Annotated in this window: 20 protein-coding genes; 9 read left to right on the forward strand and 11 right to left on the reverse strand. The window is 60.6% G+C overall.

Annotated features, from left to right (window positions below):
• Positions 1-60: 60 nt before the first annotated feature.
• From ACFFNA_RS38250 to ACFFNA_RS38275, 6 genes are all read right to left on the reverse strand, one after another.
• Positions 61-1,305 carry an MFS transporter gene (locus ACFFNA_RS38250; RefSeq protein ID WP_378925356.1) on the reverse strand — a complete coding sequence of 415 codons (1,245 nt, stop codon included), beginning with the start codon at positions 1,303-1,305 and terminating at the stop codon, positions 61-63.
• Positions 1,306-1,417: 112 nt separating this feature from the next.
• Positions 1,418-1,837, reverse strand: coding sequence for a hemin receptor (locus tag ACFFNA_RS38255; protein WP_111545781.1), 420 nt, complete (start codon positions 1,835-1,837; stop codon positions 1,418-1,420).
• A 47-nt stretch (positions 1,838-1,884) separates the two neighbouring features.
• Positions 1,885-2,892, reverse strand: coding sequence for a LacI family DNA-binding transcriptional regulator (locus tag ACFFNA_RS38260; protein ID WP_378925571.1), 1,008 nt, complete (start codon positions 2,890-2,892; stop codon positions 1,885-1,887).
• 151 nt (positions 2,893-3,043) lie between these two features.
• A complete protein-coding gene (locus ACFFNA_RS38265; RefSeq protein ID WP_378925358.1) occupies positions 3,044-4,054 on the reverse strand; it encodes a zinc-dependent alcohol dehydrogenase family protein in 1,011 nt (336 codons plus the stop codon).
• A 40-nt stretch (positions 4,055-4,094) separates the two neighbouring features.
• Positions 4,095-4,865, reverse strand: coding sequence for an L-iditol 2-dehydrogenase (locus tag ACFFNA_RS38270; protein WP_378925360.1), 771 nt, complete (start codon positions 4,863-4,865; stop codon positions 4,095-4,097).
• 240 nt (positions 4,866-5,105) lie between these two features.
• Positions 5,106-6,425 carry an ABC transporter substrate-binding protein gene (locus ACFFNA_RS38275; RefSeq protein WP_378925362.1) on the reverse strand — a complete coding sequence of 440 codons (1,320 nt, stop codon included), beginning with the start codon at positions 6,423-6,425 and terminating at the stop codon, positions 5,106-5,108.
• A 124-nt stretch (positions 6,426-6,549) separates the two neighbouring features.
• Between ACFFNA_RS38275 and ACFFNA_RS38280 the strand changes: the two genes are divergently transcribed.
• From ACFFNA_RS38280 to aspS, 4 genes are all read left to right on the forward strand, one after another.
• Positions 6,550-6,738, forward strand: a complete 189-nt coding sequence (locus ACFFNA_RS38280) for a hypothetical protein (protein WP_378925364.1) — start codon at positions 6,550-6,552, stop codon at positions 6,736-6,738.
• Positions 6,735-7,721, forward strand: coding sequence for a tagatose kinase (locus tag ACFFNA_RS38285; RefSeq protein ID WP_378925366.1), 987 nt, complete (start codon positions 6,735-6,737; stop codon positions 7,719-7,721). The genes ACFFNA_RS38280 and ACFFNA_RS38285 overlap by 4 nt, the downstream gene beginning before the upstream one ends.
• On the forward strand, positions 7,721-9,001 hold the full coding sequence (locus tag ACFFNA_RS38290) for a D-tagatose-bisphosphate aldolase, class II, non-catalytic subunit (protein ID WP_378925573.1): 1,281 nt from the start codon (positions 7,721-7,723) through the stop codon (positions 8,999-9,001). Before ACFFNA_RS38285 ends, ACFFNA_RS38290 begins: the two co-directional genes overlap by 1 nt.
• Before the next feature lie 166 nt (positions 9,002-9,167).
• Complete coding sequence (gene aspS / locus ACFFNA_RS38295) at positions 9,168-10,958, forward strand: aspartate--tRNA ligase (RefSeq protein WP_167458573.1); 1,791 nt, start codon at positions 9,168-9,170, stop codon at positions 10,956-10,958.
• A gap of 115 nt (positions 10,959-11,073) precedes the next feature.
• Here the strand turns inward: aspS and ACFFNA_RS38300 are convergent, their stop codons facing one another.
• Complete coding sequence (locus tag ACFFNA_RS38300) at positions 11,074-12,264, reverse strand: aq_1923 C-terminal domain (protein WP_111545774.1); 1,191 nt, start codon at positions 12,262-12,264, stop codon at positions 11,074-11,076.
• A gap of 327 nt (positions 12,265-12,591) precedes the next feature.
• Here ACFFNA_RS38300 and parC point away from each other — a divergent pair, with 327 nt between their 5' ends.
• From parC to ACFFNA_RS38320, 4 genes are all read left to right on the forward strand, one after another.
• On the forward strand, positions 12,592-14,844 hold the full coding sequence (parC, locus tag ACFFNA_RS38305; RefSeq protein ID WP_378925368.1) for a DNA topoisomerase IV subunit A: 2,253 nt from the start codon (positions 12,592-12,594) through the stop codon (positions 14,842-14,844).
• A 98-nt stretch (positions 14,845-14,942) separates the two neighbouring features.
• A complete protein-coding gene (locus tag ACFFNA_RS38310) occupies positions 14,943-16,907 on the forward strand; it encodes an ATP-binding protein (RefSeq protein WP_378925370.1) in 1,965 nt (654 codons plus the stop codon).
• 143 nt (positions 16,908-17,050) lie between these two features.
• Entirely contained in the window at positions 17,051-18,265 is a 1,215-nt protein-coding gene (locus ACFFNA_RS38315; protein WP_378925372.1) for an AI-2E family transporter, read from the forward strand.
• Positions 18,266-18,482: 217 nt separating this feature from the next.
• The gene (locus ACFFNA_RS38320; RefSeq protein ID WP_378925374.1) at positions 18,483-19,448 is read left to right on the forward strand and encodes a DUF2806 domain-containing protein; all 966 of its coding nucleotides are present in this window, start codon (positions 18,483-18,485) and stop codon (positions 19,446-19,448) included.
• Between the two features lie 77 nt (positions 19,449-19,525).
• On the opposite strand, the gene ACFFNA_RS38325 is transcribed toward ACFFNA_RS38320, so the two are convergent.
• The 3 genes from ACFFNA_RS38325 to ACFFNA_RS38335 all read right to left on the reverse strand — a co-directional run bounded on the left by ACFFNA_RS38325 (position 19,526) and on the right by ACFFNA_RS38335 (position 21,918).
• A complete protein-coding gene (locus tag ACFFNA_RS38325; protein ID WP_378925376.1) occupies positions 19,526-20,422 on the reverse strand; it encodes a DMT family transporter in 897 nt (298 codons plus the stop codon).
• A 120-nt stretch (positions 20,423-20,542) separates the two neighbouring features.
• Positions 20,543-21,307, reverse strand: a complete 765-nt coding sequence (locus ACFFNA_RS38330) for an arginyltransferase (RefSeq protein WP_111545769.1) — start codon at positions 21,305-21,307, stop codon at positions 20,543-20,545.
• Positions 21,308-21,447: 140 nt separating this feature from the next.
• On the reverse strand, positions 21,448-21,918 hold the full coding sequence (locus tag ACFFNA_RS38335; protein ID WP_378925379.1) for an RDD family protein: 471 nt from the start codon (positions 21,916-21,918) through the stop codon (positions 21,448-21,450).
• A 210-nt stretch (positions 21,919-22,128) separates the two neighbouring features.
• Between ACFFNA_RS38335 and sthA the strand changes: the two genes are divergently transcribed.
• Entirely contained in the window at positions 22,129-23,517 is a 1,389-nt protein-coding gene (gene sthA, locus ACFFNA_RS38340; protein WP_378925381.1) for a Si-specific NAD(P)(+) transhydrogenase, read from the forward strand.
• A gap of 269 nt (positions 23,518-23,786) precedes the next feature.
• On the opposite strand, the gene ACFFNA_RS38345 is transcribed toward sthA, so the two are convergent.
• Positions 23,787-24,458, reverse strand: coding sequence for an alpha/beta hydrolase (locus tag ACFFNA_RS38345; RefSeq protein ID WP_378925383.1), 672 nt, complete (start codon positions 24,456-24,458; stop codon positions 23,787-23,789).
• Positions 24,459-24,485: the final 27 nt, after the last annotated feature.

Here is a 24,485-nt window from a genome sequence, read left to right on the forward strand (position 1 = left end):
AGGAGTAAGGTCTTCCTAGATTTCAGCCGGAAGCGCTTTCGTCAAGCTTTGGCGCCATCGTCATGGGGTTCCCGGCCCATCGGAATCGCTGTTTCTTCTGGCCAGCCGCGCGAAAACCGTCGAGGTGCGCAAGAGCGCGGTGATGCGGCTGCGCCTGCCTGCCGGCACGCCGGAGCGGGCCTGCATCCGGTAGAGGATGACGGCGATGAAGATCGCATAGACCACGGCGCTGAACACGAACAGCGCGCTCGGTCCGAAATACTGCATCGCGGTCGAGGCGGCGAACGGCCCGCCAATGGCGCCGAAGGAGTAAAACAGCATCAAAGCCGCGTTGATCAATACGAACTCGCCGGTGTCGGCGCGGTCGTTGGAATGCGCCGCCGACAGCGAATAGAGCGGCATGGCGAAGCAGCCGAAGATGAAGATGATGACGAAGTTGAGCAGCGGATTGCTGCCGGCGATGAAGACCAGCGCCAATGCTGAAAACATCGCGCAGCAGGTCGTCATCAACAGCACCGAGCGCCGGTCCCAGCGGTCGGAGAGGTAGCCGAGCGGATACTGGATGATGGCGCCGCCGAAGATGCCGACACTGACGAAGGTGACGACATCGGCAACCGACATGCCGATCTGCTCGGCATAGACCGGCGACAGCGTGCGGAAGGCGCTGTTGGTGACACCGACGGCGATGCAGCCGAAGCAGCCCAGCGGCGAGATCCGCCAGACGCGCGCCAGGTCGAGCTTGACGTCCTCGGGCGGCGTCGGGTTCGAGCGGTCGCCGAGCGAGACCGGCACCAGCGAGAGCGTGATCATGATCGACATGATGGCGAAGATGGTGAAGCCGCCGGCGCCGAAGATCGGGATCAGGAACTGGGCGCCGGTCACCGAACCGGTGTCGACCATCCGGTAGATCGCCAGCACGCGCGCCCGGTCGTGGTTGCTGACGCCGGAATTCAGCCAGCTTTCGACGATCGTGAACAGGCCGGCAAAGCAGAAGCCGCCGGCAAAGCGCACCGCGCACCACATCACCGGATTGGGAACCAGCACCAGCAACAGGGTGCCGGCCGAGGCGATTGCCGCCAGCGCCGAAAATGCCCTGATATGGCCGACGGCCTTCATGATGCGGGTAATGGCCAGGCAGCCGAGCAGGAAGCCGGCGAAATAGAACGTGCCCATCAACCCGATGTTGGAGGCTGAGAACCCTTCCTGCGCGCCGCGCAACGCGATCAGCGTGCTCTGCAGCCCATTGCCGCCGAGCAGGATGCCAGCGGCGAGCAGGAGCGGGATCAGCGGGCGGATGGAGGACATGAAGGAAAACAACCGCTTGTCGTTGATCCTTCTTGAACCATCGTCTCCGCCAATGCCAGCAGCAATTCCAGCTGGCATAGGTTGAATTCGGCCCGGTCCGGCAAGCGGTCGTTCAATCTGTTTTGGAATTCAGCATTTTCAGCGACGCTGCATGTGCAATGAACGCTTCAACACTCTCCTTTGGGTAGCCAAGAAGAGTGCCTTCCAGCCTCGCCAAATCATTCGATGTGAAGACATCGAAGGCCTCTCCGCTACGGCACAGTCGAGCGATCAGCAGGCTGAGCTTGCAGCGCCACTCTTCTGTCGGCAGGCAGTAGCGGCGCTCTTCTACAGACGTTCCAGGATCAATATGGGAGAACTTCAGGATACGGCCTTCGTCGACAAACGGTTTGAAATGCGCGTCACCAACATCTTCGGTGTCCATGCCCGGTTCCGCCGAGAACAAGGCCATTGGCTTGTCGCCCCGAAGCATCATTTCCAATTCGCGGCCATTATGTGGCCCAACGCCCGCTGGCGGAGTGCGTTTTGGCACTGAGCATCTCCAAATCGTTTGATGGCTGCACAGTCGTAGGAAACACCTCAGGCCGAGCTTCGCAGCATCAGTTCGGCGTTGAGCAGGATGCGTCCGCTTTCTGGCTTGGCCGAGGATTTTTCATCCAGCCTCTCCAGCAGAAGTTCGATGGCCAGGCGGCCGATCTCGTTGTAGTTCTGCGCAACCGTGGTGATCGGCGGGCAGGCGTAGCGCGACAAGGGATGGTCGTCGTGTCCCGCGACCCGTATGTCGCAATCCGCCCCATGGCCCACCTTCAGGCCCAGCTGATACGCGGCCGCGATCACGCCGAAGGCAACACGGTCGTTGGCGCAAAGCACGGTCCTGGTCGGAAAACCTTGCCCCTTCAGGATGCGAAGCGCTTCGTCAAAGCCGAATTTCTCGAAATCCCACGACCGCGCGTCGACCACGGGCACGATGCTCGGCGTCATCTTGAACTGCTGCATGGCCTCGACATAGGCGTCCTGTCTGGCCTGGGCGTTGTTGTTGACCAACGGCATGGCGAAGTAACAGGGCGGCTCGCCGGATCTGCAGAGATAATCGACGATGAGCCTGAAGCTCTGCCTGTTGTCGGTACCGACGAACGAGGAGGTCTCGTCAAGCGGCGAGTCGACATAGATCAGCGGGATGCTCGATCCGAGTTCCGCCAGGATCCGGTGATGGGACTGCACGCCGAGCGGCGCGATGATGGCACCGGCAATGTTCATCGACTTGAACGTCTGGATCGCCTGATCTTCCATTTCGGCTCGTCCGTCGGAAGACAGCACAAAAGCCAGGAAGCCGGCTTCGTTGGCAATCGTTTCAATGCGGCGCGTCAGCGCCATGTAAAACGGATCCGTCGAATTCGGAATGATGACGCCGAGAATGTTGCTGCGGCGGCGATTGAGATTGACGGCGAACATACTCGGCCGGAAGCCGGACTTCCTTTGCGCGGCCTCGATCACGTTTCGAGTGTTCTTCCTTACCGAGCTGGGGTCGTTGAAATATTTGGAAACCGTCGTGCGAGACAAGCCGACAAAGGCCGAGAAGTCCTCCATCGTCCTGATCGTCTTTGCCATTCATAGGCTCCCTGCTCGTATTGCCGTCGCCACTGTCTACTTGAGTCACCTTTTCGCGGAAAGGAGGTTGGATGTTTCTTTCCGAGCGCAGGAGACCACCTTTGGTCCATGGGCGCGGTACTGTTTGAAATTACGCCTCCGAGGAAAACTGTACTTTCATTGTCGTTGGGTCGCCGCTGCCTTTGGCGAAGAATGGCAACAGTTCGGAAAGCGGCAGCTGATGGCTGACAAGCCTCGCCATCGTGCCGTCGTCCTGGCTGAGAATGTCGAGTGCCTGCGGGATGTTCCGGTTCAACGAATGCGACCCCGCCAATCTGATCTGCCGGCGGAAGATCTCGAACGGGGCGACAGAGATCCTGGCATCGGGCGCGCAGACGCCGAAAATGAGCGCGGTGCCGCCATCGGCGGTGAAACCGATCATGCCTTCGACCACCTTGGCGACACCGGTGGCGTCGGCGACGAAATCGAAGCTCCGCGCCCGCGCTGACAGCGCCGATCCGGACACCAGCGGCTCCAGCCCGAGCGCCTCAGCGAAGGCGAGGCGCGGTTCGCTGATATCGGCGACCGCCACGCTCTTGACGCCCTTGGCCCTGAGCGAGAGGGCAAGCAGCAGGCCAATCGGCCCGGCGCCGAAGACCAGCGCGGTGCCGGGCGTGCTGTTGCCGGTCCCGAGCCCGGCGGCACCGAGGCCATTGAGAACACAGGCGAGCGGCTCGGCGAGCGCCGCCGTGGCGAAACCGAGATCGCCGATGCCATGCAGATGGTCGACGGCAACCATGCTGAACTCGGCGAAGCCGCCATTCTCGGTCACGCCATAGGCTTTCAGGCTGGCGCACAGATTGGTCAGGCCCTTCCTGCAGGCGGGGCAATGCCCGCACGGGATGTTGGGATCGACAGCGACCCGGTCGCCCCGCTTGACGGCGGTGACATCGCTGGCAACCGCCTCGACGGTGCCGGCATATTCGTGGCCGGGGACCAGCGGAAACGCGCCTTCGCCGTAGCGGCCATGCAGCACCTCGATGTCGGTATGGCAAAGCCCGGCCGAGCGGACCCGTACCAGGGCATGCCCCGGTTTGATTGCGGGCATCTCAAGCTCCGCCATGCCGGCAACGCCTGCGGCGGTAAATCGGATGGCCTTCATTTTCAGTCTCCCTTGTCCCGGATGACGCGGCTCGGGCGCGTCAGCTCATCCAGTTGCCGCCGTCGACATTGTAGGTCTGCGCCAGGATATAGTCGCTGTCGGGCGATGCCAGGAACACGGCGAGCCCCGCAATATCCTCGGGCTGCGCGAAACGGCCGATCGGAACCGATCTGGCCACGGCAGCCTTCTTCTCGCCCGGCTTCAGGCCTTCCCAGCGAGCGAAATGCGCGTCGACAACATCCCAATGCTCGCCGTCGACGACGCCGGGCGCGATCGCGTTGACGTTGATGCCGTGTTTGACCAGCGCCAGCGCGGCCGATTGCGTGGCCGAAATGATCGCTGCCTTGGAGGCGCAGTAGAGTGTTACCAGCGCCTCGCCGCGGCGACCGGCCTGGCTCGCCATGTTGATGATCTTGCCGCCGTGGCCGCGCGCGATCATCACATTGGCCACGGCCTTCATCATGAACAGCGGCCCTTTGAGATTGATGGCGAACACCCTGTCATAGCTCGCTTCGGTGATGTCGGTTATCGGCGCCATGTCGAAAATGGCCGCATTGTTGACGAGGATATCGATGCCGCCGAAATCGCGGTCGACCTCCGCCACGACCCTGTCGATCGCACCGAGGTCGGTGACGTCAAGCTGGATGGCGCTGGCCGCCGGGCCGATCGCGGCGGCGGCCCGCGTGGCACGCTCGATGTCGATATCGGCAATCACCACCTTGGCGCCTTCGCGCGCATAGGCTTGCGCGAAACCCAGGCCAATGCCGCGCGCACCGCCAGTTATGAGGGCAATCTTGTTGTTCAGTTTCATTTCCAATTCCAATTCCGCGAGTTTTTGAAAACGCTGTCAGAGCGACCGGATGGCGACCGGCGCGACGTCACGGGAGACGTGTCCCATCGGATCCTTGACGCCGCCTGAGAAACGCACGGACCCGCTGTGGAGGATCCGTGCATCCTCCAGGCCTGCTGCAATGGGAGGCTTTTCAGGCCCGGATCGCCAGGAGGCTGTGCTCATTCCGCCTCCTGGCTCACCTGTCTGGGCTTGAACCGCCTATTTGATGTAGCCTGCCTCCGTCATCGTCTTCTCCACGGCGGTCTGGGCGCCGTTGAGCACATCGTCGACCGACTGCTGACCGGTGACCGCGGCGGCAATCGCCTGGCCGACCTCGGTGCCGATGCCCTGGAATTCGGGGATGGCGACGAACTGGATGCCGGTATAGGGAACCGGGTCCTTGGTCTGCTTGGTCGGATCGGCGGATTCGATCGCCGAAAGCACCGTTGCGGCGAAAGGCGCCGCTTTCTGGTAGTCCGGGCTGGCATAGGTGGATTTGCGTGTTCCCGGAGGTGCGGCGACCCAGCCCTCGGTCTCGCCGACGCGCTGGACATAGGCTTTCGAGGTCGCCCACTTCACGAACGACTTGGCGGCATCCGCCTTGGTGGAGCTCGCCGGGATGGCCAGGCTCCATGCCCAGCCCCAGGCCGAGCCGTTGGGGGTGACCGCCACCGGTGCCTTGGCGAAGGCAACCTTGTCGGCAACCTTGCTCTGCTTGGGATCATAGACGCGGCCCGCCGCCGACGTGGCGTCGATCCACATGGCGCAATGGCCCGAGGCGAACAGCGTCTGGTTTTCATTGAAGCCGTTGGAGCTGATGCCCGGAGGTCCATCCTTTTTCATCGTATCGACATACCAGCCGATCGCCTTCTTCCACTCCGGCGAATTGAGCTGCGGCTTCCAGTCCATGTCGAACCAGCGGCCGCCGAACGTGTTCACCAGCGTGCCGAGGAAGGCCATGTTCTCGCCCCAGCCCGGCTTGCCGCGCAGGCACAGGCCATACTGTTCCTTCGACTTGTCGGTGAGCTTGTCGGCGAATTCGGTGATCTGGTCATAGGTCGGCTGCTCCGGCATCTTTAGGCCGGCGGCGTCGAACAGATCCTTGCGGTAGAGCGTGAATGAGCTTTCGGCGTAGAACGGCACGGCGTAGAGCTTGCCGTCGACGGTCAGGCCGCTGCGCACCGGCGCGATCAGGTCGTCATAATCATAGTCGTCGCCGAGATCGTTGAGCGGCGTCAGCCAGCCGCTCTTGCCCCAGATCGGCGTCTCATAGCCGCCGATCGTCAGCACGTCGAACTGGCCGCCCTTGGTGGCGATGTCGGTGGTGACCCGCTCGCGCAGCACGTTTTCCTCGAGCACCACCCAGTTGACCTTGTTTCCCGTCGCCTTCTCCCATTCCGGCGACAGCTTCTGCATGATGATCATGTCGCCATTGTTGACCGTCGCAACCGTGATTTCCGCGGACAGGGCGGTACTCGCCGTCAGTGCCGAAGCTGCGAGCGACGCGGCGAGAGTTCCAATACGCTTACCAATTGGCATTTCGTCTCCTCCTTTACGAATGCGCATGTGTAAGTGAACATGCGTATATATTTTATTGCGCTTGAAAACATCCAAGTCAAGCTGCATAGGGCTTGATATTTGGCGCCCGGCCCAGGTTCGACGGATGGCAGCTCGTATTTTCTGCGGCAGGAAAGCCACGTGCGTAGCAAATAAAGTGAACGTGCGTGCAGTTTGTGTTGACTTCGCTCGCGACGCCAATTACCTCGGCTACAGTCAGGAGCTGTCGCACAACCCGCACGCCGACACGATCCGCGTCCGCTCCGGCTGGGGAGAGAAGGAATTGCAGGAATGAGCCTTTCCCGCCGAAGGGAGATCGCGTTCGAATCCGTGGGTCCGACGATTGCCGCCGGCGAAATCCTGGTTGAGATCATGGCGACGGACCGGGGTTTGGGTTTCCTCGAACCGCTGGCGCTGGTCGGCCCTTACCCGAGCGGCGCTCCTGCGATCTTCATCGACCAGGTCGCAAGGCTGGGCGGTGGCGCCGGGCTCATCGGCTGCGTCGGCCGCGACGATTTTGGCACGATCAATCTGGAAAGGCTCAGGCGCGACGGCGTCGACGTGTCCGCCGTCGCCGTCAGCGACCGCTACCCGACAGGAAGCGCCTTCGTTCGCTACAGGCCCGATGGCGGCCGCGACTTCGTCTACAACATCGCCGAATCCGCCGCCGGGCAAATCCGTCTCACCGCGGAAGTGCGCCAACTGGCGGACAGGGCCGGCCACCTGCATGTCATGGGATCCACCCTGTCCGTAGCCGGGCTGAAGGAGATCGTCGCCTATGCCACGAAGGCGGTGCGCGCCCGCGGCGGCTCGACCTCCTTCGATCCGAATGTGCGCAAGGAACTGATCGACGGCGCCGACGGAGGGCAATTTTCGGCACTGGTCGACGATGCCGATCTGCTGCTTCCCTCCGGCGAAGAGTTGCTTACCGCGGCAGGGGTCGACGATGAATGCCAGGCGGTGAAGGCGCTGATCGCCAGGGGCGTCGGCGAGATCGTGCTGAAGCGCGGGGCTGCCGGCTCGTCCCGGTTCGCCGCCGATGGCAGCAGGATCGACTGCGCCGGCTTCCTGGTGGAGGAAGTGGACCCGACCGGAGCCGGCGACTGTTTCGGCGCGACCTACCTGACCTGCCGGCGCAAGGGGATGGAGCCCGGCAAGGCGCTGTTCTATGCCAATGCCGCCGGCGCCCGCAACGTCACGCGGCGCGGGCCTATGGAAGGCGTCGCCGGCTTCGATGTGCTTGACGGCTTCATTGCCGGGACACAGAGAGCGACATGATGGCCAACCCGCTTGCAGGCCTTGCCACTGCCCGCAGAAATGGATCGCCTTACGGCATCACGTCGATCTGCTCGGCCCATCCGCTGGTAATCCAGACGGCCATAAGGCGCGCCGTCAGGGACACGGAAACCACGCTTCTGATCGAGGCAACCTGCAACCAGGTCAACCAGTTCGGCGGCTACACCGGGATGACCCCGGACCTGTTCATCGCCTTCGTGCAGGAGATCGCCAGCAGGGAAGGACTAGAGGCCTCACGCATCATCTTCGGTGGCGACCATCTTGGACCGAACCCGTGGCGCGCGGAGCCGGTCGCACAAGCGATGAGCAAGGCCGAAGCCATGGTCACCGCCTATGTCTGGGCCGGCTTCAGCAAGATCCATCTCGACGCATCGATGGGATGCGCTGGTGAGCCGGCTGCGCTGGACGACGAGACGATCGCCATGCGGGCTGTACGGCTGGCCAAGGCGGCTGAAAAGGCGGCGCGCGCGCGCGGTGGTGCGTTGCCGGTCTACATCATCGGAACCGAGGTTCCCGCCCCGGGCGGCGTCGATCACACCATCAGCGACCTGAAGCCCACCGAAGCGTCAGCGGCGCGCCGCACGATCGACGTGCATCGCGAGATCTTTGCCCGGGAAGGCCTGACTGAAGCATTTGGCCGCGTCATCGCCGTGGTCGTGCAGCCGGGCGTCGAATTCGGCAGCCAGAACGTCGTCGCCTACAGGCCGGAGGCGTCGAGGGCGCTAACCGGACTGCTCGATGAGGAACTGTCGCTCGTCTACGAGGCGCATTCCACCGACTATCAGAGCCGTGCGGCGCTGACTGCCCTTGTCGGCAACGGCTTTCCCATCCTCAAGGTTGGCCCGGGCCTGACATTTGCCCTGCGCGAAGCGCTTTACGGGCTTGACCTGATCGCATCCGAAATGGTCGCGGATTATGGCGACAGGTCGCTTGCCCGCACGATGGAGCGCGTGATGCTGGCCGCACCTGGCCATTGGCACAGTCACTATCACGGCAGCGACGCGAGCCTCTATTTGCAGCGGCATTACAGCTACAGCGACCGCATCCGCTATTACTGGAGCAACCCCACTGCCGGCGTTGCCGTTGGCCGCCTGCGCGAGGTGCTCAACGGCGTCGGCATTCCCGAAACGCTGATGCGACAATTCCTGCCGATGGTGCCGGCCGAGCTCGGGCCTGCCGGGAATCCCGAGGCTATTCTTCATGCCGCGATCGGCCAGGTGCTGGCCGACTACGACGCGGCTTGCCGTGGGGACGCCGCCTGAATCTGTTGCGCCGTCGCTAGCCACGGGGCTTGCTGCGCCTGTCGGTCGGCGCCCGGCGCCGCTCGCCTTGACAAATCCGGCCTCCCATGCGCTTTTCGCGCAAATTTTCAGGCCGGGCTGTGATGCTTCGGCCCGCAACCCAGCACCCCGGACCTTACCAATGACAATGCACCGTTACCGCAGCCATACCTGTGCCCAGTTGAGGAAGAGCGACGTCGGCTCGACCGTTCGCCTGTCTGGCTGGGTGCATCGCGTGCGCGATCACGGCGGCCTGCTCTTCATCGATCTGCGCGACAATTATGGCCTGACCCAGATCGTCGCCGATCCGGATTCGCCGGCCTTCAAGGTTGCCGAGACGGTGCGTGGCGAATGGGTCATCCGCGTCGACGGTGAGGTCAAGGCGCGCTTGCCCGAGACCACGAACGCCAACCTGCCGACCGGCGAGATCGAGATTTTCGCGCGCGAGATCGAGGTGCTGTCGGCGGCCAAGGAATTGCCGCTGCCGGTGTTCGGCGAGCCCGACTATCCCGAGGATATAAGGTTGAAATACCGCTTCCTCGACCTGCGCCGCGAGACGCTGCACAAGAACATCATCGCGCGGACAAAAATCATCGCCGAGATGCGCAAGCGCATGGGCGAGGTCGGCTTCACCGAATTCTCGACGCCGATCCTGACCGCCTCGTCGCCGGAAGGCGCACGCGACTTTCTGGTGCCGTCGCGCATCCATCCCGGCACTTTCTACGCGCTGCCGCAGGCACCGCAGCAATACAAGCAGCTGATCATGGTGTCGGGCTTCGACCGCTATTTCCAGATCGCGCCCTGTTTCCGCGACGAGGACCCGCGCGCCGACCGTCTGCCGGGCGAATTCTACCAGCTCGACCTCGAAATGAGCTTCGTCGAACAGGACGACGTGTTGTCGACCATGGAACCGGTGATGCGCGGGGTCTTCGAGGCCTTCGCCAACGGCAAGCCGGTGACGCAGAAATTCCAGCGCATCCCCTATGAGGTCGCCATGCGCAAATACGGTTCCGACAAGCCGGACCTGCGCAACCCGATCGAGATGCAGGCCGTCTCCGACCACTTCCGCGATTCCGGCTTCAAGGTGTTCGCCAACATCCTGGCCAACGACCCGAAGGCCGAGGTGTGGGGCATTCCGGCCAAGACCGGCGGCAGTCGTGCATTCTGCGACCGCATGAACTCCTGGGCGCAAGGCGAGGGCCAGCCGGGGCTGGGCTACATCTTCTGGCGCAAGGAAGGCGACAAGATCGAGGGCGCCGGTCCGCTGGCCAAGAATATTGGCGAGGAGCGCACCGAGGCGATCCGCCAGCAACTCGGCCTTGCCGATGGCGACGCCGCCTTCTTCGTTGCCGGTGATCCGACGAAGTTCGTGTCTTTCGCGGGTGCTGCACGCACTCGCGCCGGCGAGGAACTGAACCTTGTCGACCGCGAGCGTTTCGAACTGTGCTGGATCGTCGACTTCCCGTTCTTCGAATGGAACGAGGAGGAGAAGAAGATCGACTTCGCCCACAACCCGTTCTCGATGCCGCAAGGCGGCATCGATGCGCTGAATGGCGACGATCTGCTCGGCATCAAGGCCTTCCAGTACGACATGGTCTGCAATGGCTTCGAGATCGCCTCGGGCGGTATCCGCAATCATCTGCCCGAAACCATGGTCAAGGCGTTCGAGACGGTCGGGCTGGATCGTGCGACGGTCGAGGAGCGCTTTGGCGGCCTCTACCGCGCTTTCCAATACGGCGCGCCGCCGCATGGCGGCATGGCTGCCGGCATCGACCGCGTCGTCATGCTGCTGGTCGGGGCGAAGAACCTGCGCGAGGTCACCATGTTCCCGATGAACCAGCAGGCCTATGATTTGTTGATGAATGCACCTTCGGAAGCGAGTCCGCAGCAGCTTCGCGAACTGGCGCTGCGCGTTGCGGTGCCCAAGAAGGACGCCTGATCGCGCTTCGGGCGATACTTGAAAGAACCGCCCGAACCGATTCTTTCGATTCGCTAATCCCATGAAAAAGCCCGGCATCGCTGCCGGGCTTTTTCGCGTATTGAGGTCGCTTCGATCAGTCTTCATTGGCCTTGACGGCGACGCCGAGCGTCTTCGGCAGGTCTAGCGGGTTGGACATGGCGCCCGCCATGATCAGCGCGAACGGCACCGATGCCGGCGGCTCGGCCGAGACTTCGAGGCTCTTCGGATCGTCGAGATACTTGCTGACCGCGGCCGTCACTTGCGCCGTCAGCTCCGGATTGTTCAGCTGCGCCATGCCGAACGGCACGATCGCCTTGGCCTGGTTGGCGATGTCCTTGCCCGACATGCCTTGCTGCTTGCCAACATAGTCCAGCACCTTGTTGGTCAGCGAATCGTCATCGAAACGGATCGAGGCGCTGTTGAACGAAAGCTGCTGCAACAGGCCGAGCATGGCCATGCCTTGCGCCGAGTTGTCGGCGCCTTCGGGCTGGGCCGCCATCTTCTTCTGCATTTCCTGGAGCGACTTGATGAAATCCATCGTGTAGCCGCCGAGATCGAAGGTCATGCCGAGCGTGCCGGCGTTCTCGACGGAAATGTCATATTTCGACAGTTCCATCTTGCCGTCCGCGGGTTGCCAGGTGCCGGCCATCTCGAGATTGCCGGAAATGTTCTGGTAGCCGAGCGCGTTGATGACTTCCTTGGACTTGGGATCGTCGACCAGCGTCAGGTCGGCGTTGAACTTTTCCGTGTTGGCGGTGAATTCCATCGCCTTGCCGTCCGCCGGCGGCGTGATCTCGACGGCAAGCCCGTCCATGGAGAAGGCGGTCTTGTCGGCGACCTTGACCGTCATGTTTGAGAGTTCGGCCGACTTGTACATCATCAGCGAGCCAAGCGGGCCGGTGGAGCCGTCGGCCGGAACCGTCATGTCGTGGATGACGAAGGGGCTGAGATTGAGGGTGACACCGTCCTTTGAGTGTTCGAATGCCGACGTCGACACGGTGGCAATATCATAGCCGCCATTTGCCTCGGTGACGCCCTCGAGTTTGACGTCGCCGATGGTGAGCGCTTCCTTTTCCGCCGCCGGTTTGATGGCAACGCCCTGCAGCACCATGCTGGTGTTGTCGCCGGTCACGCCGGTCCAGGAGATGTCGACGCCCTGGGCGGAAAGTGCTGCCTTCAGCCGATCGGCAACCGCTGCGTCCTGGGCGAGGGCCGCGTTGAGTGGCAATGTGAACAGAAACGTCGAAAAGGCGAATTTCTGGAGAGTTGAGCGTTTGATTGTCATCGCAAGGTCCCTGAGAGTGTCCTGAAATTGTTTTTCAATTCTTTGCGCCATCACCATTCCGTGACGAACTGGACGGGAAAAAGGCGTGTCCCGGCACAATGGTCGAAAATCACGGTGAAAGGCAAACTCGATCCCACCGTCTTTGCGCAAACCGGTGAATTTGTCATGAAGAGCCGGTCGCCTGATATCATCGTGCTTGGCCATAGAGGCCGCATGTAACAGGCTGATGTTGGTCGACATCCCTTGGCGTACGGTTTCATGTTGCAGAAGGGCCGGTGCATCTGTCAGCCCCTTGCCGCGAATCACCCGCTCGGCTAGTCCCAGCCCATGGGAAAAAGGCTTTTGCCGCCTGAAAATGGCGGTGGCGATCATATCGAACCGGTCGATCTGAAGAAGGCGCTGGAAGAGCGCTATCTGGCCTATGCACTGTCGACCATCATGCACCGGGCGCTGCCCGACGTGCGCGACGGACTGAAACCGGTCCATCGCCGCATCATGCACGCCATGCGCCTGCTGCGGCTGAACCCCGACCAGGGCTTTGCCAAATGCGCCCGCATCGTCGGCGAGGTGATGGGCAAGTTCCACCCGCATGGCGACCAGTCGATCTACGACGCGCTGGTGCGGCTGGCGCAGGATTTTTCGATGCGCTACCCCCTGGTCGACGGGCAAGGCAATTTCGGCAACATCGACGGCGATAACGCCGCCGCCATGCGCTACACCGAAGCGCGCATGACCGACGTGGCGACCGAGCTGTTGTCCGGCATCACCGAAGACGCCGTCGATTTTCGCGCAACCTACAACGAAGAAGACGAGGAGCCGGTGGTTTTGCCCGGCGCCTTTCCGAACCTGCTGGCCAACGGCTCGTCCGGCATTGCAGTGGGCATGGCGACATCGATCCCGCCCCATAACGCGGCCGAGCTTTGTGACGCGGCCCTTCACCTGATCGAGCATCGCGACGCGCCGGTGGCCAAGCTGATGGACTTCGTCCAGGGCCCGGATTTTCCGACCGGCGGCATCATTGTCGATAGCCGCGCCTCTATCCTCGAAGCCTATGAAACCGGGCGCGGCGGCTTTCGTGTCCGGTCGAAGTGGATCCTCGAGGACCAGGGCAGGGGCACCTGGAGCATCGTCGTCACCGAAATCCCTTACGGTGTGCAGAAGGCGCGGCTGATCGAGAAGATCGCCGAGCTGTTGATGGCGCGCAAGCTGCCGCTGCTCGAGGATATCCGCGACGAGAGCGCCGAGGACATCCGCGTCGTGCTGGTGCCGAAGAGCCGCTCCGTCGACCCGGGCATCCTGATGGAATCGCTGTTCAAGCTCACCGAGCTCGAAAGCCGCTTTCCGCTCAACATGAACGTCCTGTCGCGCGGCAAGGTGCCCAACGTTCTGTCGCTGAAGGGCGTGCTGCAGGAATGGCTCGAGCATCGCCGCGATGTGCTTGTTCGCCGCTCGAAACATCGCCTCGGCGAGATCGAAAGACGGCTGGAGATCCTCGCCGGCTACCTGATCGCCTATCTCAACATCGACGAGGTGATCAGGATCATCCGCGAGGAGGATGAGCCCAAGCAGGTGATGATGGCCCGCTGGTCGCTCACCGACACCCAGGCCGAAGCCATCCTCAACATGCGGCTGCGCGCCCTGCGCAAGCTGGAAGAATTCGAAATCCGCAAGGAATTCGATGGCTTGAGCGCCGAGAAGACGCAGATCGAGGCGCTGCTTGCTTCAAACGAGAAGCAATGGGCGACGATCAAGTGGGAAGTCACCAACATCCGCGACAAGTTCGGCCCTGAGACCGAGCTCGGCAAGCGCCGCACCCAGTTCGCCGACGCGCCCGAGCACGACCTGACCGACATCGCCCATGCCATGATCGAGCGCGAGCCGGTCACCGTGGTCGTCTCGGAAAAGGGCTGGCTGCGGGCGATGAAGGGGCATCTGGCCGATCTCTCGACGCTGACCTTCAAGGAGGGCGACAGCCTCAAGCTCGCCTTCCATGCCCAGACCACCGACAAGGTGCTGGTCTTCACCACCGGCGGCAAGTTCTACACCATCGGTGCCGACCGGCTGCCCGGCGGCCGCGGCCATGGCGAGCCGATCCGCATCATCGTCGACATGGACAATGACCAGGACATCGTCACCGCCTTCGTTCACGATCCGAAGCGCAAGCTGCTGCTGGCCTCGCATGACGCCAATGGCTTCATCGTGCCGGAGGAGGAAGTCGTCGCCAACACCCGCAAGGGCAAGCAGGTGATGAACGTCAAGGCGCCGGATGAGGCCAAGCGCTGCATCCCGATCACCGGTGACCATCTCGCCATCGTCGGCGAGAACCGCAAGATGCTGGTGTTCGCGCTCTCCGAAATCCCGGAGATGGGCCGCGGCAAGGGCGTTCGTCTGCAGAAATACAAGGACGGCGGCCTTCTCGATCTCAAGCCGTTTACTCTGGAGAGTGGCCTGTCCTGGCAGGATTCAGCCGACCGCACCTTCACCCGATCGCGCGAGGAACTGGCCGAATGGATCGGCGCCCGCGCCTCGGCCGGCCGCATGGTGCCGAAGGGGTTTCCGCGGACAGGGAAGTTTGGGTAGCATTTAGCGATGCGAAGAGACAAGCTTGTTCAGAATGGATGGAATGATATTACTGGCAGGCCTATGTCTAACGCCTAGGCAAAAAAAGGCGTATTTTGATGTCAATCCAAGCACAACTCGATACTATCGTTGATAGTTTTTCTAAATCTGCAAATGGCCTTTTTGAGATAACAGGCAGATATCACGCTGCCTTTGAGCAAGGAATTTATGGATGCGCAATAGCCAAGCCCACCAAGAGGATGAGACTTGCTCTCGGCGTTGATCGAGAGATTTTAGTGGTTGCCTCTCTCTTTTCCGATCAGCAGCAGAGAATTATTAAATTTATCAAAAATGAGATCGAGAATTCTTTTGGAAGATTTGAAAATAATATCGCAATAGTTATTCATTTTGATCCAGAGGGAAATTCAAAAATAAGAAATTGGGGAAGAGATCAGAGTATATCAATACTTCCAATAAATTTCAACTCTCCACTAGTAAATTCAGTAGATCTTGAAAAAAGAATATCTGTAGAGCTGTATTCTCACGATCCATTTGATGTCACCGGGCCCGTGTCTGACGACGCCAATTTCTATGGACGTAGAGACGAAGCGATAGATCTTGCTCGTAAGTTGCAGCGTGGCCAAATTCGATCGTGCTTGGGTATTAGAAAGATAGGTAAGACATCAATAATAAATAGAATTTTGAAGGAGATACAGGGAAACTATAGCTGTATGTGTATCATGGTTGATTGCTCTAGGGATGACGTATTCGAGCTAGACGCGGCGAAGATGCTTAATTCTCTTAGGAATTCAATTGACATCGCTGCGACCGATTTGAAAAATTACTCAATCATAGTTCCAATTTCGTCAGAAATAGATCTTAAAATTGCAAGAGACGAGTTGGAGGAAACCATTTTAAGGCGTGAAGAGCCAATAGTGTTCATATTTGATGAGGTGGATTATATAACACCGGGTAGCCCAACTCGGCAGGCTTGGCGAACGGATTTCAATCCATTTTGGAGAAATCTGAGATCGATATACCAAGAGTGTGACAGGCAGCGGCGCCCTATGTCGATCTTAGTAGGCGGTGTTTCGACGTATTGGTTTACGGTCGAGTCGGTCGATGGAATTGAGAACGCTGCACTTGCCTTTATCCCGGAAGAATTTCTGAGCCCTATGCCGGAGGGCGCCATCGTTGCAATGATAAAACGGTTGGGGCGAATTGCCGGCCTGGAAGTCGATGATGAGGCTTGCAAAATGATTGCGAGGGCTACTGGCAGTATGCCTTATTGGGCTCGCAAATGTTGCTCCTACATGCATCGAAATATATCAGTACAAGAACGGCCATGTCACATTACAGCAAAGCGTGCAGAACCACTTGTTGATTCTTTCGTTGCAGAAGAGGGGTCGGCGATCGCCGAGGTCGCGCTCAGCCATCTGTTTCGTGTCCATCCATTATTAATGGACGCAACGACAAAATGTTTTGAAGGCAAGGGGCACCTTGTTTCGGAGCCGCTTCGCCGTGTGTTGCGGAAATATGGTGTTATTTCTATCTCTAATGAACTCTCTGGAGCAATGCTATCCCGGGCCTTTTCTGCAATTAAATCTGAGCCAAAGAGTGATTTGTCTACCCGCGATGAAATCATAGTCGGCGGGCTTAGACTGAATCTGGATGAGTGGGCAGAGGAGCTTGCCACTCTCGGAAAAAGGCGCAATTTATTGGAACGCCGAATTCGGGATTTGGCGCTCAATTTCATCAGGTTCGATGCTTTGTCGACAGGAAGGGCGCAAGAAGCGAAGACGCGAATATTGGCAGCGATCGTAGAGTCTCGGCGAACTGAAATGTCTCATCTTACAGTGGAGGAGGCCATAAATAAGTTTCTATGGACGGACTTATATAAATTGGTCATAAAAGAGTGGAAGTTGTTTGAAAAGATTTTCGGAGACCGTGTTGATTTTGAAAGTAATTGTGTCATAGTCAACGATAGGCCGGATACACACGCAAAGGATGCCGATCAGGCAGACGTGGCCTTATACAGGCGGGCACTTCAACGACTTGAAGAAAGGTTGGCAAAAATTCAGTGAGCAGCAAAGAGTGCTGTTTTGTACTTTCGGGTGTTCCCAAATGATTCTCACTTACCGTCACAAATGCTGCACCATTATGCGTGAAAGGTGGGGTGATGTTATGATGGGCGCCCGCATCTGAGTGCGCTGGGAGAGGCAGGCGTTTGAAGGAAACAAAGATCCAGAAACCGGAACGGCAGCAGCGCCTGTTCGGCCTGTCGACGCCGCTGCGGTCTGCCGTCATTCCGCCGCTGTCGGCGGCGCGCTGGCTGCTGGTGCTGATCGTCGCCGCCGGCGTCTATTTCTTCCACGGCTTCCTGTTTCCGGTGCTGGCGGCGCTCGTCATCGCTTTCGCCAGCTGGCCGCTCTACCGGCGCCTGCTTGTTGCCGTTGGCGGCAACCGCACCATCGCCGCGACCTTTGCCATCCTGTTCATCCTCGCCTTCCTGGTGGTGCCGATCGCGCTTGCCGGCACCTACGCCATCAACGAGGTGCGCGAGTGGGTCGGCTGGGCGATCGAGACCAACCGGCACGGTGCCGTCACGCCGCAATGGATCGCCACGATGCCTGTCGTGGGCGAGTGGTTGAACGAGCAATGGACGACCAATTTTGGCCACCCCGGCGGCATTGGCGAATTGATCCAGTTGGTCAGCGGCGCCAATATCGGCAGCATCTATCGCGGTGTCCTTGCCGCCGGCGGCAGCGCCTTCGGCCTGCTCCTGACGCTGCTATTCATGATGATCGCGCTGTTCTTCGCCTATCGCGACGGCGAGCATTTTGCCGGCCAGATCGACCGCCTCGGCGAGCGCATCCTGCCGACCAGATGGGAGCGGATCTCGCGCGTCGTGCCGGCGACGATCTCTTCGACCGTGACCGGCATGACCGTCATCGCCATTGGCGAGGGGCTGGTGCTGGGCATCGCCTACTGGCTGGCTGGCGTGCCATCGCCGGTAACGCTTGGTGCGCTGACCGGCGTCATGGCATTGATCCCCGGCGGCGCACCACTGTCCTTCACGCTGGTCTCGATCTACCTCGCCGCCAGCGGTTCGCCGATGGCCGGTCTGGCGCTGTTCCTCTGGGGTGCGGTCGAGCTGTTCATCGTCGACAAGACATTGCGCCCGAAGCTGGTCGGCGGGCCGATAAAACTACCCTTCCTGCCGACTTTTTTCGGCCTGATCGGCGGCGTCAAGACCATGGGGTTTCTCGGCCTGTTCATCGGCCCGGTGCTGATGGCCCTGCTGGTTGCGATCTGGCGCGAGTGGCTGCGCGAGGTGGAACTGACCGACGAAATCGTGCCGGACCCCCCAGTCGAAATCGGGGCTGGCCCGCAGATCGAGGTTCTGCCGGAACCTGGTGTGGTGAGGAAAGCCAGCGCCTGATCTGCAGTCCGACTCACGCCAAGGTCGATGTGGCCAAAGCCTCTGATCGCAAAGGCCGAATGACGCTCATGTAATCTGGAGGTGGCCTTCGCCTGTTTGACCGCAATCAGCTCTCCCGCAATCCTTGCAGGAACGCTAACACCATCGGAAGCTATAGAAAAGCTGGCTCGACTCTTTCGCCACTTTTCGATGTCATTAACGGAATGGAGTGGGGAAGATGCCGACGGAACAGGAGAGTCAGGGCTGGCTTCAGTCTGTCCTTGAGGGCGGATTGCCACAGATCATAGCGGGTCCTGCGGGCAAAGCTATTAGTCGACTTATTGGTGCGGGTGTCGAGATTCCCGCTGCTTGGTTGGAGCAGAAAGCTCAAGCGATCCAAGACGAAACGAAGGCAAGAAGTATGGTGATGGAAGCGCTAGCCGCGAAATCGGCGGAGCTTGGGCTTTCTGATCCAGGACTGCTTGATCGAGGCCTGAACAACCTCCTGGGCAAAGCGTATCGTGAGCAGATCAACAGAGAGGCCATTGCGAAGAAAGCAATCGAATACCTTGCGGACGATCCGCCGCTAGGGCAAAGCCCCGGACCTTCAGATGATTGGATAGATATGTTCGAGGGGTACGCAGCGCGCGCGACTTCTGAAAACATGAGAGATCTCTTTGCGAGAGTGTTATCAGGCGAAATTAGAAAACCAGGACATTTTTCGCCAGCGACGCTCCATTTCGTCTCAGTTCTTGATGGGCCCACCGCTAAGCTGATTGAGGAGGCATTACCTTGGTGCATCAACTGCGAGTATGTGCTCAAGGATGCCGTCGGAGACTCAATCATTTATGGACAATGGTTGGTGCTTGAGGAGGCGGGGTTCGTCACATTTGCGGGTGGAACCCTCTCTCGGTCCGTCAAGCCGAACGAACAGAAGTTCGTATTCTTCCGAATGGGTAGAAAGGGAGTGCTAGTGCAATTCCCCGACACCAATGAGCGAAATCCAAAGGCCGTCAAATTAACAAAAGCCGGTGAGGAATTGGCTGCAACTATCCCCGTTACTTTCGAATTCGAACGAGTTGCTAAGTGGTTTTGGGGGTTCGGCGCCGAACAAGTGTTGCTTGTCGACGTGATGAAGGACAACGAGGGGAAGGACGTACTTTCTGGCCCTTATGTTCATGTTGCTAAGCCTTCGAGCGATTGACTCGCGCCAATCATCCTCAAGATTTCGCTCAGAAGGCTGCTGCCTGCAGACCGGCATCACCTGAATATCGACCTACCTTAGACCGGATGATGCACCGCAAGGTCGGCCCGGCGCTTGCGGCCCTCGCGCAATTGCCAGAGCGAATGCGCGATCAAGGTGACGATCAGGATTACGCCGCCGATCAGGCTGTTGCGGGTCGGGGTTTCGGCAAAGATCATCCACACCCAGACCGGCGCCAGCACGGTTTCGAGCAGGTAGAACATCGCCACTTCGGGCCCTGAAATGTATTTCGGGCCGTTGGCCAGGCAGAAGAACGAGATCGGCATGATGACGGCGCCGTTGAAGATGATCCACCACGGCGCGTTCACGTGGAAACCTTCGCCGGTGACCATGAACGCCGCCAGCACGAGCGGCAGCAGGACGCCGACCAGGGCCGTGAAGCCCATATCCTTGCCGCTGGCGCGCGAGATGGTGATGGCCACGGCGACGAAGAAGGCTGAGCACAGCGCCATGAAATCGCCGAACAGATGCCCGGTGCCGACCGACCCTCCGACGATGACCAGCACGCCGAAAATCATGATCAGCATCGCCACGATCGTCACCAGCTGTGGCTTCTCCTTCAGGAATATCCAGGACAACAGCGCCGCGAACACGGTGTTGAAAGCCAGGATGAACACCAGGTCGGCCGTCGAGGTGTGATAGACGGCGGTGACGAAGGTCACCCCCGTCAGCCCGTAGCATATCGCCACGACAAGGCCGGGCCAGCCAGGGATGAGCTGCGGAGCATTCCGGCTCAGCGCGCGCCATACCGACCAGATGATCATGGCCGCGACGAAGGTGGTTCCGGTGCGCAGCAACATGATGGTCCATGCGCCACCGTCGGCAAGCCGGATCAGCGGAATGTCGACGGTCAGTGTCAGCCCGCCGATAGCGGTTATCAGTAAGCCCTTCTGGTGGTCGTGATGGGAAGACATGCGGCAACTTTCGCAATGAAGTGCAGACGGGACCGGCGCAATGGCGCACTCTCCAGCCAAGCGGCTGAAAGACCAGCATCCCCTGCCTTGAAACAGTTTAAGTGTGGACCGTGGAAAAACTCAGCGTGAAACCGCTTCGTTGGTGTAGCGCTCCCAGCCTTTCGGGCCGAGATGTTCCTGCGGCATGAAGCGCATCTTATAATTCATCTTGCGCGAGCCGTTGACCCAGTACCCCAGGTAGACATGGGGCAGGCCCATCGCCCGGGCGCGGGCGATGTGATCGAGGATCATGAACGTGCCGAGCGACCGCTCCTCAAACTCAGGATTGAAGTAGGAATAGACCATCGACAGGCCGTCGGCCATTTTGTCGGTGAGCGCCACCGCGATCAGCTCGCCCTGTCCCTTGCCGGTGATGAAGGTGTCGGGCCCGCGCCGCCGGTACTCGATCACCTTGGTGTCGACATGGGTATCCTCGACCATCATGGCATAGTCGAGCACCGTCATGTCGGACATGCCGCCACGGCGGTGGCGGGCGTCAAGGTAGCTGCGGAACAGTGAATATTGTTCGGTCGAGGGCTCGGCATTGTGCATGTGGCCGACGAGGTCGGAATTGTGCTGCAGCACCCGTTTCATGTTGCGGCTGGCGGTAAATTCCTGGGCGAGGATGCGTACCGAAACACAGGCGCGGCAGGTCTCGCATGCCGGCCTGTAGGCGATGTTCTGTGAGCGCCGGAAGCCGCCTTGCGTCAAGAGGTCGTTCATCTCCGCCGCCTTGTCGCCAACCAGGTGCGTGAACACCTTGCGCTCGAACTGGCCGTCAAGATACGGGCACGGCGACGGCGCGGTCAGGAAGAACTGCGGCGACTGGGTCGGATGCTGCGTCATCGAGCCTTGGAAACACTCCTTCGAATCGCTCTACCTTTGGCGCGGATGGCGAAAAATTCAACAGGATTGTGAGGGCGTGGTCGACTAGACGCCTTCACATTTACACTCAATCGGCTGTGACGGCTCTTCAAAGCACCGTTTTAGCGGCCCGTCCGGCTGACCACGGTGCCGAGCAAAAGGTCGTGCAGCGTGCGCTTGCGATCGGCAAACAAGGTCACCAGCAGGACCAGCGGCGACAGGATGACGTTGCCGGCCCAGAAAAGCACCGAATGGACGACGGCCGTGAGACCGTCGATCGGCCTGCCGTCGAGCCGGTCGAGCCGGATGCCCATCATCTTCATGCCCGTGGTGGCCTGGTCGGCACTGCCCAGCGTGTTCCAGATGTAGAGGATGGCGACGGCCGGCACCAGGACGCCAAACAGCATCCAGCCAAGACCGAGTGTCAAAAGCCCGAGGAAGAACACCAGTATGGCGAATGGAATGGTGAGCAGCGCGACGATCATATAGTCGATCACGAAGGCCACGATGCGCCGCGAGCGCACGCCGTCAAAGGCCCTGACATCGTCAAGCCTGGTGGTGATGATTTCGCCGTCGAGAACGCGCGCGTTCATGTCATTTCCTCGTAACAGGGCCCGACATAGGGTGCGGGCCGCTCAGCAATGAAATGGTGAAGGCCCGCGGCGGAATCAAGATCGAGCTTTTTGCGGCGCGCAAGGCATGAGCGGTAAGAGACGCAATCTGAATCGGTTGAATTTGCGGCGCGGATGGCATTAGCTTGCTGCGGCGCAACAAAGCGCCCATGGGCAGAGGGACGGGGCAACATGGACTACGACATGCTGGTCATCGGCAGCGGCCCGTCGGGGCGGCGCGCTGCGGTGCAGTCGGCCAAGCTCGGCAAATCGGCGCTGGTGGTCGACCGTGGCCGGCGTCTCGGCGGTGTTTCGGTGCATACCGGCACCATTCCACCAAAAACGCTGCGCGAGACCGTGCTCAATCTCTCCGGTTGGCGCGAGCGCGGCTTCTATGGGCGCGGTTACCGGGTCAAGCAGGATATTTCGGTCGGCGATCTGGTCGAGCGCCTGCACAAGACGCTCGACCACGAGGTCGAGGTGCTGCAGCACCAGTTCATGCGCAACACGGTCAAGAGCGCCCGCGCCGACGTGAAGTTTCTTGGCCCCAACAAGGTCAGCCTGACCACCGACACCGACGACTACAGCGAGGTTGGTTTTGCCAATGCACTGATCGCGGTCGGCACCAGGCCGCACCGTCCGCGCGACGTGCCCTTCGACAAGACCCGAATCTTCGACAGCGACGAGATGCTGGAGCTTGATCGTCTGCCGCGTACGCTGACCGTGATCGGCGCCGGCGTCATCGGGGTCGAATATGCGACGATCTTTTCCGCGCTCGATGTGCCGGTGACGCTTGTCGAGCCGCGCAACTCCATTCTCGATTTCGTCGACCGCGAGATCGTCGACGATTTCATCCATCAGATGCGCGATCGCGGCATGACAATCCGGCTGGGCAGTGCGGTGAAGGAGATCCGCTCCAAGCCGGACGCCGCCGAGGTCGAACTGACCGATGGCCGCACCATTCGCTCCGAGGTGGTGCTCTATGCCGCCGGTCGCACCGGCAATGTCGGCAGCCTGGGGCTGGATATCGTCGGCATCGACGCCGACTCAAGGGGGCGAATCAAGGTCGATCCGCATACGTTCCAGACCAGCGTGCCCAACATCTATGCCGCCGGCGACGTCATCGGCTTTCCGAGCCTGGCCTCGACCTCGATGGAGCAGGGCAGGGTGGCGGCCTGTCATGCTTTCGGCGTGCCCTTGCCGCCGCCACCCGAAACCTTTCCCTATGGCATCTACGCGGTGCCGGAAATCTCGACGGTCGGCCAGTCCGAGGAGCAGGTGCGTGAAAGTGGGGCCGCCTATGAGGTCGGCGTGGCGCGTTTTCGCGAGACCTCGCGCGGCCACATCATGGGCGTCAACACCGGCTTCCTGAAGCTATTGTTCTCGATCGAGACGCGCCGGCTGCTCGGCGCGCATATCATCGGCGAGGGCGCCACCGAGCTCATCCACATTGGCCAGGCGGTGATCAATCTCGGCGGCACCGTCGACTTCTTCGTCAACAACACCTTCAACTATCCGACACTCGCCGAAGCCTACAAGATTGCAGGGCTGGACGCCTGGAACCGGATGGGGCGAGGGTAGGCAGACAGTTCATTCGGAGGCAGGCGCCGGTACCCGCCGCGGCAGGTCGGCGGCGAGCAGCAGCAGGCATATCAGCTAGAGCGCGGCACCGGCGATCCACACCAACCCCGGCTGATAATCAGCGATCCGAACACCGGGGAGGCGCTGGACGCCGCCGCTCAATCTTATCCGCTGCTGCGCTCGGCCCTGTCGCACTATCGGGCTGGCGGCCATCAGGCACAGTTACGAGAGCGGAAGTGCGCATGGCTGCGAGATGATGGCTTCCGCCGTCAATCAGCTTTGCGCGATGGGCGCGGCACTGCCTTCAGCCATTGCCTTACGATTGCCGCGTCGGCACTGCCGAACTCATGACCCGATGGAACAATCCGGGCGTCGAGGTCGGCGCCATGCTGGCTGAGCAATGTCACCAGAGCCGGCACAAAGGGCGCATAGGTAAGGTCGGCGGCACCGGCGACGATCAGCACCCGCACGCTTGACAGATCCGTCGCCGGCACGTCGTCGAGCACCGGCATCGGCCGCAGCAGCGCGGCGCGTTCGACAAGGCCCGGATGCAGCAGCATCAGGCTCGAAACCAGATTGGCACCGTTCGAATAGCCGAGGAACGCCGTGCGGGAGAGGTCGAGATTGTGGCGTCTTGCCGCGTCGCTGACGAAGCCCGCAAAAGCGTTGGCTTCGGTGCGGATGCTCTGCTGTTCGAAGCGCGTCGGCGTGATGCGCGCGAACCAGCGGAAACCATCCTCCTGGACGATGCGGCCACGCACGGCGATCAGCGTGGCGTGCGGCGCGATCTCTCGTGCCAGCGGCACCAATGTCGTCTCGTCGACACCCGACCCATGCAGCAGGAAGAAGCATTCGCCAGTTGAATCCGCGGGATTGTAAAGGCGGTAGCGGAAGGCGAGATCACGCAATAACGCACCATCTTGTGAGGTCTCTTCGGTCATGGCCTCATCCTTTTGATTTCATGACGG

It is taken from the genome of Mesorhizobium kowhaii, assembly GCF_042431665.1.
Classification (GTDB): Bacteria; Pseudomonadota; Alphaproteobacteria; order Rhizobiales; family Rhizobiaceae; genus Mesorhizobium; species Mesorhizobium kowhaii.